Below are 15184 nucleotides of genomic sequence, written 5' to 3' on the forward strand. Positions count from 1 at the left end.
CATGACTTCGACCCTGGATTCCAGGGCGGTCGCCTCCCCTTCCGCGTCCACCCGGACGCGGAAGGGGAACGCGGCGCGCCGCCGTCGCACCGTCTTCTACTTCATCGCACCGGCGATGCTGGGTTTCCTGATCTTCTTCGGGTACCCGCTGATCGCCACGCTCTACTACTCGTTCACCCGCTACGACCTGATCAACGCGCCCGAGTTCATCGGCTTCGACAACTACATCCGCATGTTCACCAGCGAACAGCTGGTCGGCACCGCCGCGTACAACACGTTGTGGCTGGTGATCGTGCTGACGTTCTGCCGGGTCGTGTTCGCGCTCGGGGTGGCGTCGATCATCTCGCGGCTGAAGTCGGGTGTCGGCCTGGTGCGGACGCTCTGCTATCTGCCCTCGCTCGCCCCGCCCGCCGCGGCGACGCTGGCGTTCGTGTTCCTGTTCAACCCGGAATACGGCCCGGTCAACGCCTTCCTGCGCGCGGTCGGCATCGACGGCGGTCTGTGGTTCAACGATCCGGCGATGTCGAAGCCCGCGCTGACCCTGCTGGTGATGTGGGGTTCGGGCGAGCTGATGATCATCATCCTCGCCGCGCTGCTCGACGTGCCGCAGGAACAGTACGAGGCCGCCGAACTCGACGGCGCGGGCCCGGTCCGCCGGTTCTGGCATGTCACGCTCCCGTCGATCTCGCCGGTGCTGCTGTTCGGCATCGTCAACTCGATGATCTTCGCGTTGCAGTTCTTCACGCAGGCGATCGTCGCGGGATCGGCGGCCGCGGGTGCGGCCGACGTCGCGGGCAACACGAGATTCATCGGCGCACCACAGAATTCGACGCTGACCTATCCGGTTTGGCTGTACGTGCAGGGTTTCCGGTACTTCAACATGGGTTACGCGGCGGCGATGGCGGTCCTGCTCTTCATCGTCTCGGCCGGGTTCACCTGGATTCTCGTGCGGCAGCTTCGCAAGACCCAGCATCAGGAGGAGGGCGGATGACCACACTGGCCGAGCCCCGGCACACCGCCCCCGCGTCCGAACCGCCGAAGGTGCGGATGCGGCGCCAATGGGACAAGAAGCTGCACTGGATCGCGACGCACAGCGTCGGCATCGCGATGGGCGTGATCTTCATGCTGCCCATCCTGTTCGTGTTCCTCACCGCGGTGATGTCCAGCGATCAGGCGCTTTCGTCGAATTTCTGGCCGAAGGAATGGCACTTCGAGAACTTCATCGAGGTGTTCGAGAAGGCGCCGCTGCTGCAGTATTTCGGCAACAGCATCCTGTATTCGACGCTGGCCACCGTCGGGGCGCTCGTCTCGGCGATCCCGGCGGCGTACGCGCTTTCGAAGCTGAAGTTCCGCGGGCAGAACCTGTTCTTCATGCTGACCATGGCCGCGATGATGCTGCCCCCGCAGGTCACCGTCGTGCCGTTGTACGACCTGTGGGTGCGGCTCGGTTTCACCGGCACCCTGGTGCCGCTGATCGTGCCGTACTTCTTCTTCGACGCGTTCTCGATCTTCCTGCTGCGGCAGTTCTTCCTCACCATTCCGAAGGACTACCTCGAAGCCGCGAAGATCGACGGCTGCAACGAGTTCCAGGCGATGGTCAAGGTGCTGATCCCGATGGCGAAGCCGGGTATCGCGGCCACCGCGATGTTCTGCTTCCTGTTCACCTGGAACGACTATTTCGGTCCGCTGCTCTACACCGGTGAGACCCGCGACAACTGGCCGCTCTCGCTGGCGATCGCGTCGTTCCGCGGTATGCACCATGTGGAATGGAACCTCACCATGGCGGCCACCGCGCTGATCATGCTGCCGGTGATCGTGCTGTTCGTGTTCGCGCAGAAGTCCTTCGTCAAGGGCATCACATTCACAGGGGTCAAGGGATGAAACTGGCAGTCGTCGGTGGTGGGTCCACTTACACACCCGAGCTGATCGACGGGATCGCCGGTCGGCGGTCCACTTTGGACGTCGACGAGATCGTGCTGATCGATCCGGACGCGTACCGGGTGGAGGCGGTCGGGGACTTCAGCAATCGTTTGCTGAGCCACGCCGGGCATCCGGCGCGGGTCCGCACCACTTCGAGCCTCGAAGAGGGCGTCGACGGCGCGTCGGCGGTGCTCATCCAGCTGCGGGTCGGCGGGCAGCGCGCGCGCCGCGGGGACGAGACGTTCCCGCACGCCTGCGGTTGTGTCGGACAGGAGACCACGGGCGCGGGCGGCCTCGCGAAGGCGCTGCGCACCGTGCCGGTGGTGCTCGACATCGCCGACCGGGTCCGGAAGATCGCCGGGGACGACACCTGGATCGTCAACTTCACCAACCCTGTCGGCATCGTCACCCGCGCGCTGCTGAACGAGGGCCACCGCGCCGTCGGCCTCTGCAACGTCGCGATCCACCTCCAGCGCACGTTCGCGCATCTGCTCGGGGCCGGGATCGACGACGTCAAACTCGTCCACACCGGACTGAACCACCTGAGCTGGGAACGAAAGGTGCTCGTCAACGGCGAGGACCGGCTGCCGGAGCTACTGGCGGAGCACGCGGAATTCCTCGGCGAGCACGTCACCGCGCCGGTCGAATGGATGCGGCGGATGAACGTCGTGCCGTCGTACTACCTGAAGTACTACTACGGGCACGACGAGCAGGTCGCCAAGCAGCGCACCGAGCGGCCGCGCGCGGACGTCGTGAGCGATGTCGAGGAAGAACTGCTCAAGGTGTACCTCGACCCGGAGGTGGTGACCAAACCGGAGCAGCTGGAAAAGCGGGGCGGTGCCTACTATTCCGAGGCCGCGGTGCAGCTCGTGCACGCGCTCACCTCGGGTGGTCCCGCCGAAGAGCATGTCGTCAACGTCCGCAACGAAGGCACTTTCGACTTCCTGCCGGACGACGCCGTCATCGAGGTCCCGTCCCTTGTGGACGGTGAGGGTCCGCGTCCGATCCCGCAGCCACCGGTGGAACAGCGGTTCGCCGGGCTCATCGCCGGGGTGACCGCGTACGAGCATCTCGCGCTGGAGGCGGCGATCAAGGGTGGCCGGGACAGGGTGGCCGACGCGTTGCTCGCGCATCCGCTGGTCGGCCAGTACACGAAGGCCGATCAGCTCGCCGACACGCTGGTGAAGATCAACCGTGAGTTCCTGCCGTGGGCGGGGGCATGACGGCCGGCTCACAGGACGTCGTCGTCGCGATCGACGGCGGCAACAGCAAGACCGACGTCCTGATCGTCTCGCGGGACGGCCGGGTGCTCGGGCAGTCGCGGGGACCGGGCGCGTCCCCGCAGAACATCGGGGTCGACGGCAGCGTCCAAGCGTTGGAGAAGCTGGTGCTGGAAGCCCTTCGCGGGGCAGGGCTTCCCGACGACCGTCCTTTCGCGACACATACGTCGGCCTATCTCGCGGGGCTGGATTTCCCTCGGGAGGAAGCGATCCTGCACGCCGCGCTGGCGGCGCGCGGCTGGAGCGACACGCTGATCGTCGGCAACGACACGCTCGCGCTGCTGCGCGCGGGCAGTTCCGACGGGACGGGCGTGGCGGTGGTGTGCGGCGCCGGGATCAACGGCGCCGGGGTCAGCGCCGACGGTCGTGAACACCGGTTTCCCGCGCTGGGCAAGATCTCCGGCGACTGGGGCGGCGGCTACCGGCTCGGCGAGGAGGCCCTGTGGTGGGCAGTCCGCGCCGAGGACGGCCGCGGTCCGGGCACGGCCCTGCAAGCCGCTGTCACCGCGCACTTCAAGGCGTCCTCGGTGCTGGACGTGGTGCAGCGCCTGCACTTCCAGGATCTGCATTCGGATTCGATCCACGGCCTGTGCCCGCTGCTGTTCGCCGTCGCGGCGGACGGCGACGAGGTGGCGCAGGACGTGGTCGACCGGTTCGTCGAAGAGGTCGCCCTGCTGGTGTCGGTCATCCTGCGGCGGCTCGAACTCACCGAGGAGGCGCCCGAAGTCATCCTCGGCGGGGGAGTGCTGACCGGAGTCGGCGCACAGGTGATCGCCGAGATCGAACGGCGGTGCCTGAAGGTGGCTCCGCGGGCTTCGATCCAGGTGGTCGACGTGGCCCCCGTGGTCGGTGCGGCGCTGTTCGCGCTGGACACCATCGGCGCCGCCGGCACGGCCAAAGCTGCGCTGAAGGCCGCGACCAAACGGGTCTGATCGCGCGTGAAGGCCCCCTTCCCTCGGCTGAGCCGAGGGAAGGGGGCCTTCACGCGCTCAGGAGGCGGCGGGGACGAGCGGCTCGTCCGTCTCCAGCAGCGTCTTGAGGTCCGACAGGATCCACGCCCAGCCGCCACCGGCGTTCTCGCCCGGCCCGGCGTTGATGTCCTCCTGCGAGCCGTTGACCAGGGCGGCCGTCGTCGGCGCGTCGGTGACGTCGTGGGTGACGGTCAGCCGGGTGCCCGCGGTCTTGGTCTCTTCGATCTCGTAGGTGAGCTTGGTGTACGGCTCCTTGTCGAAGGCCGGGTCCATCCGCAGCTTCCAGGTGATGACCAGCTTGCGTGGCGGATCCACCTCCAGGACCTCGCCGTCGACCAAGTCGTTGGTGAAGCCCGCTTCGACGTACTCGGGCGTCGGGTGGGTGGCGTGCTTGCCGCCCGGCCGCAGGTCGAAGTCGACAAGACCGGTGTAGCCGTACTTCTGTGACCACTCGGGCTTCGTGATCGCGTCCCAGATCTTCTCCGGGGTGGCCTTGATGTAGACGCGGTAAACCTGGGTGTCGGTCATGAGGGCTCCTCGTTCTCGAGTTCGGCCTTGAGGTCGAGCAACGCGGTCACGTTGCGCTCGGTGAACTTGTCGATCCACCGGTCGTGGATCTGCCGGATCGGTACCGGGTTGAGGAAATGCTTCTTCTCCCGGCCCTCCTTGCGCGTGACGACAAGTCCGGCTTCTTCCAGCAGTTTCAAGTGCTTCATCACGCCGAACCGGCTCATGTCCACTTCGGACTCGAGCTCGGTCAGCGTGCGGCCGTCACGCGCGAACAGCTGGTCGAGCAGGAACCGGCGGGTCGGATCCGCCAGGGCCTTGAAAACCAGGTCGTCGTCGGGCACATCGGAAGAATAGGTGACCAAAAGGTCACGTGTCAAGCAGAAGTTTCCGGGAGCGCGTGAAGGCCCCCTTCCCTCGGCTCAGCAGAGGGAAGGGGGCCTTCACGCGCGAGGTGGCTCGGCTACAGCAAGGCGCCCAGCGGCAGGATCAGCGCGATCGCGACCACGGAGATGACCGTCTCCATGATCGACCAGCTCTTGAGCGTCTGCCCGACCGAAAGCCCGAAGTACTCCTTGACCAGCCAGAATCCGGCGTCGTTGACGTGGGAGAAGAACAGCGAGCCGGCGCCGATCGCCAGCACCAGCAGCGCGCTGTGCGACGGATCCATGGTCGCCGCGAGCGGGGCCACGATGCCCGCGGCGGACACGGTGGCGACCGTCGCGGAGCCGGTGGCGAGCCGGATCGCGACCGCGACCAGCCAGCCGAGCAGCAGCGGCGACAGGTTCGCGCCGGTGGCCAGGCTGGTGATGACGTTGCCGACCCCGGCGTCGACGAGGGTCTGCTTGAACCCGCCGCCCGCGCCGACGATGAGCAGGATGCCGGCGATCGGCGGCAGCGAATCGGCCACCGTGGACGACAGTTTGTCCCTCGTGAAACCCGCGGACTTGCCGAGGGTGAGCATGCCGAGCAGCACCGCGGCGAGCAGCGCGACCAGCGGGTCGCCGATGAAGTCCAGCACGCGGCGGAGGTGGTTCTCCTTGGTCAGCAGGATGTCCGCGAGCGCCTTGCCCATCATGAGCACGACCGGCAGCAGCACCGTCGACAGGGTCGCGAGGAAGCCCGGCCGCCGTCCGTCCGAAGAGGACGATTCCGGGATGAGCCGCTCCGGCGCGACGGCGTCCGGGACCATCTTCGCGGCCAGCTTGCCGAACAGTGGTCCGGCGATGATCACCGTCGGGATCGCGACGAGCAGGCCGAAGGCGAGGGTGAGGCCGACGTTCGCGTTCAGCGCGCCCGCGGCGGCGAGCGGTCCGGGGTGCGGCGGGACGAGACCGTGCAGCACCGAAAGCCCGGCGAGCGCGGGGATTCCCAGCATCAGCAACGGTTTCCCGGTGCGCTTGGCGACCAGCAGGATCACCGGGATCAGCATGACCAGGCCGATCTCGAAGAACATCGGCAGCCCGATCAGCGCGGCGACCAGCGCCATCGCCCACGGCAGGGCACGGTCGCCCGCGCGGCGCAGGATGGTGTCGACGATCTGGTCGGCGCCGCCGGAGTCGGCGAGCAGTTTGCCGAGCATCGCGCCGAGCGCGATCAGCACACCGACCGAGGCGACGGTCGAACCGACGCCGGAGCTGAAGCTCTTGATCAGCTTGTCCACCGGCATGCCGCCGACGAGCCCGAGCACGCCGGAGCCGAGGATGAGGGCGAGGAACGGATGCTGCTTCGCCTTGGTGATCAGGACGACGATCACGGCGATGGCGAGCACCGTCGCGCCGATGAGTCGGGTGTCGTGTCCGGTCCAGGCGGCGGCGAGAGTGGTGGTCATCGGCGGTCCTTGAAAACGGAAAGGGCGGTTTCGACGATCTCTTCCGGCTTCTTCGCGATGTCGGCGACGAGGCCGTGCTCGTCCGGCCGCAGCGGCTCGAGGTCGGCGAGCTGGGAGTCCAAAAGGGACACCGGCATGAAGTGGCCGGAGCGGGTCTTCATCCGATCGGCGAGCAGGTCACGGTCGCCGTGGAGGTGCAGGAACCAGACTTTCCCGCCGCCACGCAGGATGTCGCGGTAGCGATACTTGAGCGCGGAAGACGTCACGACGCCGCCTGAGCACTGGTGGTCGGAGATCCAGGTGGCGATGGCTTCGAGCCAGGGTTGCCGGTCTTCGTCGTTCAGCGGGTGGCCGGAGCTCATCTTGTCGATGTTCGCCTTCGGATGGAACGTGTCCGCTTCGGCGTAATCGACGCCGAGGCGTTCGGCGAGTGCCGTGCCCACGGTCGTCTTGCCCGAGCCGGAAACACCCATCACCACGATGACGGTCATCCGTACCTCCCACGTCGTTGTAGCCGGGACGAGTACAGCTCAAAAGTACTACTTAAGCAACATCAAGTACTACTTAATCGAGTCAGAACGTTAGAGTCGCCTGGTGGGCAACGACAGGCATGCCGAAGTGCTCGATGCGCTCGGCTCCGCGATCGCGAACGGGGAGCTCCCGCCGGGTTCCGTGCTGCGCTCGGAGGAGCTCCAAGAGCGGTTCGGCGCGTCCCGCACGGTGGCGCGCGAGGTGGTGCGAGTCCTCGAAACGATGTGCCTGACCAGCAGCAAACGCCGGGTCGGGGTGATCGTGCGCGAGCCGAGCGAGTGGAACCATTACGACCCGCGACTGCTCCGCTGGCAACTCGACGGCTCCGAGCGCAAGACCGCGCTGCGCACCCTGACCGAACTGCGTTCCGGTGTGGAACCGTGCGCCGCCCGGTACGCCGCGCTGCGGGCGACACCGGAAGAGGGCGGCCGCCTCCGAGCCTTGGCGAAGCGGCTGGAGGAGACGGCGCACCGGCGGGACCTCGCCACCTTCCTCGGGCACGACGTCGCTTTCCACGATCTGCTGCTGTCCGCGTCGCGGAATCCGATGTTCGCCCAGCTTTCGGCGGTCGTCGCCGAAGTGCTCGCCGGGCGCACCGGGCACGGGCTGATGCCGGAGGAGCCGCAGCCCGAGGCCGTCGCCTTGCACGTCGAGGTCGCGATGGCCGTCGACACCGGTGACCCCGACCGGGCCGAACGCGCCATGCGGGACATCGTCATCCAAGCGCGTGACGAGATGGCCGTCCTTCTGGACGGATGATCTTCGAGTAATCTCTGCAGGTCTTCGAGGGATACTGCATGCAGGGGGCGACGGTGAGCGCGGCACGCGCGATCGGCTTGGTGTTGGGGGTGGCCGCGGACGGGGCGATCGGGGACCCTCGGTCGCGGCGTCCGGTGACGGCGTTCGCCAGGGCGGCTTCGGCGGTGGACGCGAAGGTCCGGTCGAAGCATCCGGTGGCCGGGGTCCTGTGGACCGGTGGCCTCGCGGGCTCCGCCGTGCTGGCGGGTGTGCTCGCCGAGCGGGCGGGACGGCGCAGCCCCGTCCTGCAGGCGACCACGACCGCGGTGACCACCTGGGCCGTCCTCGGCGCCGCCGGACTGGCCGCGCACGGCACCTCGCTGGCCCGCGACCTCGAAGAAGGCGAACTCGAGACCGCGCGCGGCACACTGTCCACACTGGATCCGCGAGTCGCCGACGACCTCGGCGTCATCGGCCTCTCGCGCGCTTCGGTGGAAACCCTCGCCGAGAACACCGCGGACGTCGTCATCGCGCCGCTGGTGTGGGGAGCGCTGGCCGGTGTGCCCGGACTGCTCGGCTCGCGCGCGATCAGCCTGCTGCGCGGCATCGGCCGCGGGCGCCCCGAGCGATACCGGTGGCTCGTCGCCCGGCTGGACGAAATCGTCCATCTCGTGCCGACGCGGGTCGCGGCGGGGCTGACGGTGCTCGCGGCGCCGGTCGTCGGCGGCTCGGCGGGCGGCGCGTGGCGGGCGTGGCGGCGCGACACCACCGCGCATCCGAGCCCGAACGCCGGCCGCGTCGAGGCCGCGTTCGCCGGGGCGCTGGAGATCCGCGTCGGCGGGCGGACGGTGTATCCGCACGGGGTCGAGGAACTGCCGGTGCTCGGCATCGGCCGCAACCCGGACGCCGGGCATGTGACGCGGGCCGTGGAGCTTTCGCGGGTGGTCGGGTGGCTGGGCGCTCTCAGCTCGGTCGTTCTGGCGGGTCTCGTCGGGCTGCGGCGACGGCGCTGACCTGCTGTTTCCCGGCTCCGGGGGAGCAAGGGACCTTTGCTACCACCTGGCCTGCTGACCTGCGAAAAGAGAGCAGGGGACCTTTGCTGTCGCCGGGGAGCTGACTGTGTGGGTTTTGGGACATCAGATGTCCCAAAATCCACACAGTGTCTGCGGGCTGTGCGACGGGTGGGGTGTGTGGGAATAGGGACGTTGAGTGTCCCTATTTCCACGCACCCCCTACTCAGCGTGGTGACCGTGTGGGTTTCGTTGCGTTGGGTGACCCGAAACCACACGGTCTTCGCGCGGGGGAGCAAGGGACCTTTGCTACCACCTGGCCCGCTGACCTGCGAAAAGAGAGCAGGGGACCTTTGCTACCGCTCCCGCTGAGCCAGCCGCGCCCGCGCCCGCGCGTCCATCGGCCCGTCACGCCGCGCGAGCTCCGCGGCGATCCGTGACCGGTCGCCCGGCTGCTTGTTCCCGCCGAACTTGAACTTCGCCCGCACCCCGGTCACGGTCAGTTCGACCCCGCGGATGCCGGGGAGCAGCCGCTTGTCCGGCGCCTCGGTCGCGCTCACCCCCGACCTCCCCGAACCGGGCTCGAAATGCGCGAGCTGCCGGTCGAGGAGCACGGCCTTCTCCGCGGCGTCGTCGATCAGCCGGACGTCGCATTCGAGCTGGACGGACGAGTAGTACGACGTGGGCACGCCGTGCGGCGGGTCGGCCGGGGTGTTCCAGTCGGAGCGGATGTAGGTGTGCTCGTCGATCACCGCGAGCAGCGCGCGCGGGTGTTCCTCCAGCAGTGGCCAGACGGGGTTGGGGCGCGCGAGGTGCAGCAGGACCGTCCGATCGCCGTCGTAGACGAAATGCACCGGATTGACGATCGGCAGGTCACGGCCCGCGCCGCCGGCGATCAGCTGGCCGAAGTCGTGCGTCGAGAGCCAGGCCCGCCATTCGGCGTCGTCGTGGGCGGCGTCCCACGGGTGAATCAGCATGCTGGAAGGGCATCACGCCGAATGGACCTGCGAAAGGTCCATTTTCGGATCAGATCAGGTGGCCACTTCGGAGCGTTCGTCCTCGGCCAGCATCTGCGCGACGCTCTTGCGTCGCTGCGGCCGTTCCGTGGCCAGCGCGCCGCCCGGCTTCAGCTCGCGGACGGTGAAGTACAGCCATCCCATCAGCGCCATCGCGCCGAACGCGATCCACTGCAGGGCGTAGGAGAAGAACGGCCCGGCGTCGGTCTGCGGCAGCGGCAGCGCGCCCAGCACGCCGGGCTGGTTCACGTCGAGCTGGAAGTAACCCGGACGGATGTCCAGCTTCGCGGCCCGCGCGACGACCTGCGAATCGACGACGTAACTCTGCAGCTTCCCGCCGGTCGACTCGTCGGCGAAGGCGTCGCGGTTCTTCCCGTCCTTCTCGTCGTGGCGGGCGCGCGTGACGATGTCGACCGTTCCGGCGGGAGGCGGGGCGAAGGGGAGCGCGCGCGACTTGTCGTCGAGCCGGACGTACCCGCGGTCCACCAGCACGATCGTGCCCTCGACGGTCCGGAACGGCGTGAGGACTTCGTAGGCCGCTTCGCCCTGTACGGAGCGCAGACGGGCCACGACCTCGCCCTCGGGCAGATACGTGCCCTTCATCGCGACCAGGTGCCATTCGGTGCGCTGATCAGGCACGGCTCCGTTGGGGAGCAGCTCCTCCAACGAGCGCGGTTGCCCGGAGAACGACTCCCGCAGCGCGGCGTTCTGATGCTCGCGTTCGGTGTTGCGGGAGAACTGCCAAGGCGCCAGCAGGGTGAAACAAGTGATGGCGAAGGTGAACACCACCAACGTCAACGCCAGCCACCCGGGCTTCAGCAGGAACTTCAACCGCACCCCACCACGGTAAGCGGTCGGCCTCAGGCGTGTGCGCGCACCCAGTCGAGCAGGCCCGGAACGGCTCGCTCGATCATGCCGAGGACGTCCTCGAAACCGTCGTCCTCGCCGTAGTACGGGTCCGGGACCTCGGCGCCTTCGGGCGCGGTCGGATCGAATTCGCGCAGCAAGCGGACCTTCGCCGGGTCCGACACCTTGCGCCGGAGGAACGACAGGTGTCCCTCGTCCGCCGCGAGCAGCAGGTCGGCGGCCAGATGCCCGCGGTCGACCTCGGCCGCGACGTGGCCGGTCGGGTAACCGTGCTCGGCCAGCTTCGCGCGGGCCCGCTTGTCCGCGGCTTCGCCCACGTGCCAGCCGCCGGTGCCCGCGCTGGACACCCGCACGAGGTGATCGAGACCAGCCTCCTCGGCCTTCGCGCGGAAGACGAGCTCGGCCATCGGGGAGCGGCAGATGTTGCCGGAACAGACGAAGACGATGTGCAGCACCTGATCAGTGTGAAGGCCGCCGGAGATCGACCGCTCACCGGCTCCGAACGGCTACCGGGCGCGCGAAGCTGGAAAGCCGGGACGAAGCGGGAGTAGACCTCCTGGAGAGAAACACGCAGGAAGGTCGCGTATGAGCGCACCAACACCCAGCGTCGAGTCGCCGGCAACCGGGCTCCGCTGGTACCGCATCACCGTCAAGCTTCCGCACCCCTACGAGGTCGGGCGGATCCTGTCGGAGCATCACTTCGTCCAGGCGAGATCGCCGAAAGAGGCGATGACCAGGATGCCGTTGCACCTCCGGTCGAGCGCGTCCGTCGCGCCGTACGAGGTCGTGCGGCCCGACGTCCCCGATCAGGCGACGAAGGCCTATCGCGCGGTGCTGTGGACGGGGCGCGTGATGCGCGCGGCCGGCCGCTGGGCGATCAGCAAGGACGCGAAGGCTCTGGACTGAGCCGGGGTGCAGGCCGGGAGGTTGCGAAAGCCACTTTCGCAACGTTGAAGGTTGCGAAAGTGGCTTTCGCAACACGCGGCGCGAGCCGTGGCGGCTCAAGTGGTAGCAAAGGTCCCTTGCTTCCTGCCGCGGGCACTGTGTGGATTTCAGGTCACCCAACGCACCGAAATCCACACAGTCACTTACTCGCGGTAGGGGGTGTGTGGAAATAGGGACACTCAACGTCCCTATTTCCACACACCCCCCGCCGAGCGCCCGTGGTAGCAAAGGTCCCTTGCTCCCCACCCGCAGGTCAGGAGCGGGAACAGGCCGACCCCACGGCCTCCGAAAGCGCCCCCGAGTGCAACCGGTCCAGCCCGCGCTGCGCGTCGACCAGCCGCACCGTGACCGCGAGCCGCGTATCGCACGACCGCTGCGCCCGCGCCTCCCGTGTCTCCGCGAGTTCCGTGAGCAGACCCGCGTTGAGCCGGTCGATCACCGGCCGCACCTCGGTCCCCAGATCGGGTCGTCCGGGCGGCCGCGTGCCCGGGTGCTCGGTCCAGAGCGCGTACAGGCCGCGCTGCACGACCTTGTTCGCCTCGATCTGGTCGCGGAAGAACCGCACCACATCGGCCGGGGCGAGACCGAGGCCGGGCGCCTTCGCGGCCACCGAGTCGAGGATCTGCTGTTCGCGCACCGGGTCGTCGATCGGCGACGGCGTCCCGAACTTCGCGGCCGCGACCTTGTCGGCGATCCGCACGCGCTGAGCGGCCAGGTCGGTGAGTTCCCAGAGCCCCGGAGACGCCGAAGCCGGCGCGGGTAGCACCACGAGAAGCAGCGAAGCGGCACAGAGCACCCGAAGTCGCATGCCCGGAAACGCTACATGCGAAAATCCCCGGGTGCCCGCGCTAGCCGAAGTCATCGCCGCCTTGGAGCAGGCGTACCCGCCCGAACTCGCCGAATCGTGGGACGCCGTCGGACTCGTCTGCGGCGACCCGGCCGAGCACGTGGACAAGGTCCTGTTCTGCGTCGACCCGGTCGACGAGACCGTCGACGAGGCGATCGACGGCGGCGCGCAGCTGATCGTCGCGCATCATCCGCTGCTGCTGCGCGGCGTCCACGGCGTGCCGGCGGACAGCACGAAGGGGCGCCTCGTGCACCGCCTCATCCGTGCCGGTGTCGCCCTTTACTGCGCGCACACCAACGCCGATTCCGCCTCGCCCGGTGTCTCCGACGCGCTCGCCGACGCCATCGGCCTGACCGTCCTCGGCCCGCTCGACCCTCGCGAAGACGGCGTCACCGGCATCGGCCGCATCGGCGAACTGCCCGCGCCCGAACCGTTTTCCACCTTCGTCGAACGCGTCGCGAACGCCCTGCCCCGTACGGAGCCCGGCGTCTACGGCGCGGGCGATCCGGCCCGCCCGATCCGCCGCGTCGCCGTCTCCGGCGGTTCCGGCGACAGCTACCTCAAGCGGGCCACCGCCGCCGGGGTCGACGCGTACGTCACCGCCGATCTCCGGCATCATCCCGCCGGCGAGCACCTCGCGGACATCGCCGAAGTCCCCGCCCTGGTCGGCGTCACGCACTGGGCGAGCGAGTGGCCGTGGTGCGAGCAAGCCTCGGGCGTCGTCCGCGCCGCGTTTGCGGGTAACGTCGACGTTCACGTCTCCACGCGGTGCACCGACCCGTGGACGCTACGGGCCACCCGAACCGAGCACTAAGAACTACAAGGAGCACCGTGAAGGCCGACCCCGCCGTCCAGCGCCAGCTGCTCGAACTCGCGAAGGTGGACGCCGAACTCTCGCGTACCGCCCACCGCCGCCGAACCCTGCCGGAGATCGCCGAGATCGACGCGGGCGAGAAGACGGTGCGCGAACGACGTGACGCGCTGGTCTCGGTCCAGACGGCGGCGTCCGACCTCGACCGCGAGATCGCCCGCCAGGAGAAGGAGATCGAGTCGGTGCGCGCTCGCGGAGACCGCGACCGCAAGCTTCTCGAATCGGGTTCCGTCGCGGCGAAGCAGATGACCGACATCGAGCACGAGCTGAACAGCCTCAACCGGCGTCAGTCCGCGCTGGAGGACGACCTGCTCGAGCTGATGGAACGCCGCGAGGCGCTCGAACTCGACGCCCAGCGCACCAGCGCCGAGGTCGCGAAGGCCGAAGCCGAGGTCGCCGAAGCCATCGGACGCCGCGACGAGCACTTCACCGATCTCGACACCACGAAGGCGCGCCGCGACGAAGACCGCGCCAAGCTCCTGCCGCGTTTCCCGGAAGACCTGCTGAAGCTCTACGAGCGGGTCCGGGCGCACAAGGGCATCGGCGCGGCGTTGCTGCGGGCCCGCCGCTGCGGCGCGTGCCAGCTCGACATCGACCGCCGCGAGATCGCCGAGATCAAGGCGGCCCCCGAGGACAACGTCATCCAGTGCGAGAACTGCGGCGCCATCCTGGTGCGCACGCTGGAGTCCGGCCTGTGACCGACCACGTGCTCGTCGAGGCCGACGGCGGTTCGCGGGGCAACCCGGGGCCCGCCGGCTACGGCGCGGTCGTCAAGGACGCGGCCACCGGCGAGGTGCTCGCCGAGCGCAAGGCCTACGTCGGCATCGCGACCAACAACGTCGCCGAGTACGGCGGCCTGATCGCCGGGCTCGCCGCGGCCGCCGAGCTCGGAGCGTCCACAGTGGACGTGCGGATGGACTCGAAGCTCGTGGTGGAGCAGATGTCCGGGCGCTGGAAGGTCAAGCATCCGTCGATGCAGCCGCTGAACGCCGAGGCCAAGGAGCTGGCGGCGCGGTTCTCGCGCGTGCGCTACGAGTGGATCCCGCGCGCGGAGAACTCCCACGCCGACGGGCTCGCGAACGAAGCGATGGACGCCGGGAAGCAGGCCGAAGCGCCGAAGAAGACCGTGAAACAGGACAGGGTCAGCCCCGTCGGCTGGACCGGCGCGACCGGGACACCGACCAAACTGCTCCTCGTGCGGCACGGCCAGACGGCGATGTCGGTCGAGAAGCGCTACTCCGGCCGCGGCGACGTGCCCCTCACCGAGCACGGCAAGCAGCAGGCGGCCGCCGCGGCGAAACGCCTCGGCGCGATGGAGGGCCTGGTCGTCGACGGCGAGGCGGCGCCGATCGTCGCCTCGCCGCTGATCCGCACCCAGCAGACCGCGCAGGCGATCGCGGACGCGCTCGGCGGCCGGGTCGAGACCCACCCCGGGCTGATCGAGACCGATTTCGGCGACTGGGAGGGCCTCACCTTCAAAGAGGCCATGGACCGTGATCCCGAGTTCCAGACCAGCTGGCTTTCCGACACCTCGATCGCGGCGCCGGGCGGCGAGAGCTTCGACGGTGTCCACCGGCGGGTCCGCAAGGCCCGCGACGAGCTGATCGCGAAGTACGGCGGCCGGACGATCGTCGTGGTCAGCCATGTCACGCCGATCAAGGCGCTGCTGCGGATGGGCCTGGACGCCGGGCCGTCGCTGCTCTTCCGCCTGCATCTGGACCTGGCGTCGCTGTCGATCGTCGAGTTCTACCCGGACGGCAACGCCTCGGTCCGGTTGGTGAACGACATCTCGCATCTTTCCTAGCCGGGGAAGGTGTGGCGCGGATCACGCCTGGATATGACGTGTCGCG

General features: G+C 68.7%; 18 protein-coding genes. 10 read left to right on the forward strand and 8 right to left on the reverse strand.

Annotated elements, in window-relative coordinates:
* Position 1 precedes the first annotated feature (1 nt).
* Genes ACFWIW_RS30045 through ACFWIW_RS30060 form a run of 4 tightly spaced genes read left to right on the forward strand, consistent with a single transcriptional unit; the run spans position 2 to position 4132 of the window.
* The gene (locus ACFWIW_RS30045) at positions 2 to 991 is read left to right on the forward strand and encodes a carbohydrate ABC transporter permease (RefSeq protein WP_378371572.1); all 990 of its coding nucleotides are present in this window, start codon (positions 2 to 4) and stop codon (positions 989 to 991) included.
* Positions 988 to 1881, forward strand: a complete 894-nt coding sequence (locus ACFWIW_RS30050; protein WP_378371573.1) for a carbohydrate ABC transporter permease — start codon at positions 988 to 990, stop codon at positions 1879 to 1881. Before ACFWIW_RS30045 ends, ACFWIW_RS30050 begins: the two co-directional genes overlap by 4 nt.
* Entirely contained in the window at positions 1878 to 3143 is a 1266-nt protein-coding gene (locus tag ACFWIW_RS30055; RefSeq protein WP_378371574.1) for a 6-phospho-beta-glucosidase, read from the forward strand. The genes ACFWIW_RS30050 and ACFWIW_RS30055 overlap by 4 nt, the downstream gene beginning before the upstream one ends.
* Positions 3128 to 4132, forward strand: a complete 1005-nt coding sequence (locus ACFWIW_RS30060) for an N-acetylglucosamine kinase (protein ID WP_378371575.1) — start codon at positions 3128 to 3130, stop codon at positions 4130 to 4132. Before ACFWIW_RS30055 ends, ACFWIW_RS30060 begins: the two co-directional genes overlap by 16 nt.
* Positions 4133 to 4189: 57 nt before the next feature.
* Here ACFWIW_RS30060 and ACFWIW_RS30065 read toward each other — a convergent pair whose 3' ends face one another.
* The 4 genes from ACFWIW_RS30065 to ACFWIW_RS30080 all read right to left on the reverse strand — a co-directional run bounded on the left by ACFWIW_RS30065 (position 4190) and on the right by ACFWIW_RS30080 (position 7000).
* Entirely contained in the window at positions 4190 to 4699 is a 510-nt protein-coding gene (locus ACFWIW_RS30065) for an SRPBCC family protein (RefSeq protein WP_378371576.1), read from the reverse strand.
* Positions 4696 to 5022 (reverse strand): helix-turn-helix transcriptional regulator, encoded by a 327-nt coding sequence (locus ACFWIW_RS30070; RefSeq protein ID WP_037316906.1) that lies wholly within the window; start codon positions 5020 to 5022, stop codon positions 4696 to 4698. Before ACFWIW_RS30070 ends, ACFWIW_RS30065 begins: the two co-directional genes overlap by 4 nt.
* A gap of 119 nt (positions 5023 to 5141) precedes the next feature.
* Positions 5142 to 6509, reverse strand: coding sequence for a gluconate:H+ symporter (locus tag ACFWIW_RS30075; protein ID WP_378371577.1), 1368 nt, complete (start codon positions 6507 to 6509; stop codon positions 5142 to 5144).
* Positions 6506 to 7000: a gluconokinase gene (locus ACFWIW_RS30080; protein WP_378371578.1), complete on the reverse strand. Its 495-nt coding sequence runs from the start codon at positions 6998 to 7000 to the stop codon at positions 6506 to 6508. The genes ACFWIW_RS30075 and ACFWIW_RS30080 overlap by 4 nt, the downstream gene beginning before the upstream one ends.
* A 103-nt stretch (positions 7001 to 7103) precedes the next feature.
* Here ACFWIW_RS30080 and ACFWIW_RS30085 point away from each other — a divergent pair, with 103 nt between their 5' ends.
* Both ACFWIW_RS30085 and ACFWIW_RS30090 read left to right on the forward strand, forming a co-directional pair.
* A complete protein-coding gene (locus tag ACFWIW_RS30085) occupies positions 7104 to 7799 on the forward strand; it encodes a FadR/GntR family transcriptional regulator (protein ID WP_378371579.1) in 696 nt (231 codons plus the stop codon).
* 38 nt (positions 7800 to 7837) lie between these two features.
* Positions 7838 to 8791, forward strand: coding sequence for a CobD/CbiB family cobalamin biosynthesis protein (locus tag ACFWIW_RS30090; RefSeq protein WP_172843527.1), 954 nt, complete (start codon positions 7838 to 7840; stop codon positions 8789 to 8791).
* Between the two features lie 353 nt (positions 8792 to 9144).
* On the opposite strand, the gene ACFWIW_RS30095 is transcribed toward ACFWIW_RS30090, so the two are convergent.
* From ACFWIW_RS30095 to ACFWIW_RS30105, 3 genes are read right to left on the reverse strand one after another with little or no spacing between them, the layout of a single operon-like run.
* The gene (locus ACFWIW_RS30095; protein ID WP_378371580.1) at positions 9145 to 9765 is read right to left on the reverse strand and encodes an FMN-binding negative transcriptional regulator; all 621 of its coding nucleotides are present in this window, start codon (positions 9763 to 9765) and stop codon (positions 9145 to 9147) included.
* 54 nt (positions 9766 to 9819) lie between these two features.
* Complete coding sequence (locus tag ACFWIW_RS30100) at positions 9820 to 10641, reverse strand: SURF1 family protein (RefSeq protein WP_378371581.1); 822 nt, start codon at positions 10639 to 10641, stop codon at positions 9820 to 9822.
* A gap of 23 nt (positions 10642 to 10664) precedes the next feature.
* Positions 10665 to 11126, reverse strand: coding sequence for a low molecular weight protein-tyrosine-phosphatase (locus ACFWIW_RS30105; protein WP_378371582.1), 462 nt, complete (start codon positions 11124 to 11126; stop codon positions 10665 to 10667).
* A 130-nt stretch (positions 11127 to 11256) separates the two neighbouring features.
* Here ACFWIW_RS30105 and ACFWIW_RS30110 point away from each other — a divergent pair, with 130 nt between their 5' ends.
* Positions 11257 to 11577 carry a hypothetical protein gene (locus ACFWIW_RS30110; protein ID WP_240595448.1) on the forward strand — a complete coding sequence of 107 codons (321 nt, stop codon included), beginning with the start codon at positions 11257 to 11259 and terminating at the stop codon, positions 11575 to 11577.
* A 292-nt stretch (positions 11578 to 11869) separates the two neighbouring features.
* Here the strand turns inward: ACFWIW_RS30110 and ACFWIW_RS30115 are convergent, their stop codons facing one another.
* Complete coding sequence (locus tag ACFWIW_RS30115; RefSeq protein WP_378371583.1) at positions 11870 to 12424, reverse strand: chorismate mutase; 555 nt, start codon at positions 12422 to 12424, stop codon at positions 11870 to 11872.
* Positions 12425 to 12455: 31 nt separating this feature from the next.
* Here ACFWIW_RS30115 and ACFWIW_RS30120 point away from each other — a divergent pair, with 31 nt between their 5' ends.
* From ACFWIW_RS30120 to ACFWIW_RS30130, 3 genes are read left to right on the forward strand one after another with little or no spacing between them, the layout of a single operon-like run.
* Positions 12456 to 13277 carry a Nif3-like dinuclear metal center hexameric protein gene (locus ACFWIW_RS30120; RefSeq protein ID WP_378371584.1) on the forward strand — a complete coding sequence of 274 codons (822 nt, stop codon included), beginning with the start codon at positions 12456 to 12458 and terminating at the stop codon, positions 13275 to 13277.
* 17 nt (positions 13278 to 13294) lie between these two features.
* Positions 13295 to 14032, forward strand: coding sequence for a zinc ribbon domain-containing protein (locus ACFWIW_RS30125; RefSeq protein WP_378371585.1), 738 nt, complete (start codon positions 13295 to 13297; stop codon positions 14030 to 14032).
* Positions 14029 to 15138 (forward strand): bifunctional RNase H/acid phosphatase, encoded by a 1110-nt coding sequence (locus ACFWIW_RS30130; RefSeq protein ID WP_378371586.1) that lies wholly within the window; start codon positions 14029 to 14031, stop codon positions 15136 to 15138. Before ACFWIW_RS30125 ends, ACFWIW_RS30130 begins: the two co-directional genes overlap by 4 nt.
* The last annotated feature ends 46 nt before the right edge of the window (positions 15139 to 15184 follow it).

Source organism: Amycolatopsis sp. NPDC058340, from assembly GCF_042723975.1.
In the GTDB taxonomy this organism is placed as follows: domain Bacteria; phylum Actinomycetota; class Actinomycetes; order Mycobacteriales; family Pseudonocardiaceae; genus Amycolatopsis.

What these genes read in the sequence shown, in the direction of transcription:
- ACFWIW_RS30095 (WP_378371580.1), bottom strand. Translation starts at nt 9,765, where the DNA reads ATGCTGATTCACCCGTGGGACGCCGCCCACGACGACGCCGAATGGCGG.
- ACFWIW_RS30065 (WP_378371576.1), bottom strand. Translation starts at nt 4,699, where the DNA reads ATGACCGACACCCAGGTTTACCGCGTCTACATCAAGGCCACCCCGGAG.
- ACFWIW_RS30090 (WP_172843527.1), top strand. Translation starts at nt 7,838, where the DNA reads ATGCAGGGGGCGACGGTGAGCGCGGCACGCGCGATCGGCTTGGTGTTG.
- ACFWIW_RS30050 (WP_378371573.1), top strand. Translation starts at nt 988, where the DNA reads ATGACCACACTGGCCGAGCCCCGGCACACCGCCCCCGCGTCCGAACCG.
- ACFWIW_RS30110 (WP_240595448.1), top strand. Translation starts at nt 11,257, where the DNA reads ATGAGCGCACCAACACCCAGCGTCGAGTCGCCGGCAACCGGGCTCCGC.
- ACFWIW_RS30055 (WP_378371574.1), top strand. Translation starts at nt 1,878, where the DNA reads ATGAAACTGGCAGTCGTCGGTGGTGGGTCCACTTACACACCCGAGCTG.
- ACFWIW_RS30075 (WP_378371577.1), bottom strand. Translation starts at nt 6,509, where the DNA reads ATGACCACCACTCTCGCCGCCGCCTGGACCGGACACGACACCCGACTC.
- ACFWIW_RS30115 (WP_378371583.1), bottom strand. Translation starts at nt 12,424, where the DNA reads ATGCGACTTCGGGTGCTCTGTGCCGCTTCGCTGCTTCTCGTGGTGCTA.
- ACFWIW_RS30080 (WP_378371578.1), bottom strand. Translation starts at nt 7,000, where the DNA reads ATGACCGTCATCGTGGTGATGGGTGTTTCCGGCTCGGGCAAGACGACC.
- ACFWIW_RS30045 (WP_378371572.1), top strand. Translation starts at nt 2, where the DNA reads ATGACTTCGACCCTGGATTCCAGGGCGGTCGCCTCCCCTTCCGCGTCC.